At 39.4% G+C, this 2,028-nt stretch carries 3 protein-coding genes; all 3 read left to right on the forward strand.

All coding sequences use genetic code 11. The annotated features are described in order from the left end of the window. The first annotated feature begins 116 nt into the window (after positions 1-116). Entirely contained in the window at positions 117-383 is a 267-nt protein-coding gene (locus tag J7K40_00530; protein ID MCD6160883.1) for a hypothetical protein, read from the forward strand. 3 nt (positions 384-386) lie between these two features. Then, positions 387-776 carry a hypothetical protein gene (locus J7K40_00535; protein MCD6160884.1) on the forward strand — a complete coding sequence of 130 codons (390 nt, stop codon included), beginning with the start codon at positions 387-389 and terminating at the stop codon, positions 774-776. 47 nt (positions 777-823) lie between these two features. After that, a partial coding sequence (locus tag J7K40_00540) for a phage portal protein (protein ID MCD6160885.1) occupies positions 824-2,028 on the forward strand: 1,205 nt, incomplete at its 3' end.

Consider the following 2,028-nt stretch of genomic DNA (forward strand, 5'->3'; position numbering starts at 1 on the left):
ATGATGGCGGAATATTTCGCGGCGTGCGTTGCAGTTGTCTACCTTGATAAGGAAGTTTCCCCAGAAAAATAAGATTGTGACGGTGTAATCCGATGAATGGGGATGAAATACTAAAAATGATTTGCCAGCGATTAGATAATATCGATGACAGATTAAAAGAAAGCGATAAAAAGTTGTTGTGGCTTTGTACCCACGCAGCGAAAACGGAAACGAGACTAAAACATATCGAAGGAGATATTCGAGGAATAAAAGATCATATCGAAAAACATGATGATCGATTAGATGAATTCGAGTCTCGAGTATCAATGCTCGAGGGAAAAGTTGTGGTAACTGCGATTGTGATCACAGCGATTTTGAGTTTGTTTATAAATATGGTTATTTGAAAAATGAATATAATAGAACAAATATATAAAGGAATCAAAAGATTGCTTTTTGGTTCGACGTCGCATTTTGTAATCCGACAGGGATCAGGAGCATTTCGAGGAGTATCTTTTGTTGAGATTTACCGGGAAAGCGTCGAATATCCAATAAAGATTTTAGGGATTCAATTCGTGGGACAGAATCAATGTCTTGGCGAATTTCGGATAATTGTGGATGGAGTGAAGGTATTTCCTTTCGCAGAAACTAATCCGATTGAAGTTGGAGTATTACGGAACTTTGTAGTGCCTATCGAGGTGGCGACAGGATCATTGTTAGAGGTTGAAGTGAGATCATCAAATCCGCGGGAACGTGGTGTGATAATTATGGATGAGTTGGATGTTGTGGAGATGAGGTGATGGTCAACGATAAGGTACAATGCTCAATTTGTGGTAGGTGATGTTCTATGACAAATAATGGATATGCAACTGGCTATGGAGTATCACAATTGCTCCCATCTAATTTTGGCTATACCCAATTTTCGCCAATTCAATTCGCACAACCAAATCGGAAGGAATTACGGAAGGCGGTGTGGACAGAAGCGTATTGGATGAATCCTCCATTTGGAAGGCCAAGGGAGCTTTCTTTTCCAGAATTAGAACCGTACACATCAAATATTTGGGTTAATATATCGGTTAATCATATTACAGATTCGGTCGTTGCAACAGGCTGGGATATTGTTCCGGTTGATGAAGAGAAAGGTGCCGCAGATAGTCATATTGATGAGGTGAGTGAGTTCTTTGAATCGAGAACGTGGAATGAATCGTTTAAAGATACATTGCGTAGGATGGTTCCGGATTTATTGTTATGGGATGCTGGGACAATTATAAAGGTATTTCCAAAGGTTGCCTATGATAAAAACGGGGAATTGAAAAATCCTAAAGCGAAGCCGGTTGAGTTAATGGCGAGAGATGGTAGGGCGTTTTTAAAGGATACTGATTTATATGGACTTTTAACGAGATGGTGGATGTATTCATGGATTAATCCGACTGGGAAACCTATTTCTTTTGCTAAAGATGAGATATGTTATTTTTCCATGAGACCCCAATCAAAAAGTCCTTATGGTATCAGCAGTTTGGAAATTATTAAAAATGTCGTTGATTATTTATCGGCGGCGGTAACGAGTCAGAGAAGAGCGTATGAGAACGGAATGTTTCTGAGTGCACAAATCGATCACCCTGATATTGTAGATCCCGATGAGCTCCTGAAAAGGGCACAGATGTATAAGGAACAGCTTAAAGGGGAAGATAACTACGGAAAAGTTCTTGTGACGTCCGGTGGTGTGAAAATAATTCCTTTGAATATGTCACCAAAGGACATGGAATGGTTGCAGGGTTCACAATTTATGCAGAAGTTAGTTTTCTCAATTTTCAAATTAAATGCAAATGAACTCGGATTTACCGATAGCTCTGTTAATCGAGCCACTGCCGAAGTGCAATCGGAAATCTATAAATCAAAAGGAGTCAGGGTTGTGCTTGATCTTATCGAAGATATTATCAACCGGGAAATAGTTTGGAAGCATTTCTCAACAGATGTAAAATTCTCCTTTGATAAATCCCTCGATCTTCAAGACGAAAAGATCCGTACGGACATTGATCATGTCAAACTATC

The organism is Candidatus Zixiibacteriota bacterium (assembly GCA_021159005.1).
GTDB lineage: Bacteria > Zixibacteria > MSB-5A5 > UBA10806 > 4484-95 > JAGGSN01.

What these genes read in the sequence shown, in the direction of transcription:
- J7K40_00530 (MCD6160883.1), top strand. Translation starts at nt 117, where the DNA reads ATGATTTGCCAGCGATTAGATAATATCGATGACAGATTAAAAGAAAGC.
- J7K40_00535 (MCD6160884.1), top strand. Translation starts at nt 387, where the DNA reads ATGAATATAATAGAACAAATATATAAAGGAATCAAAAGATTGCTTTTT.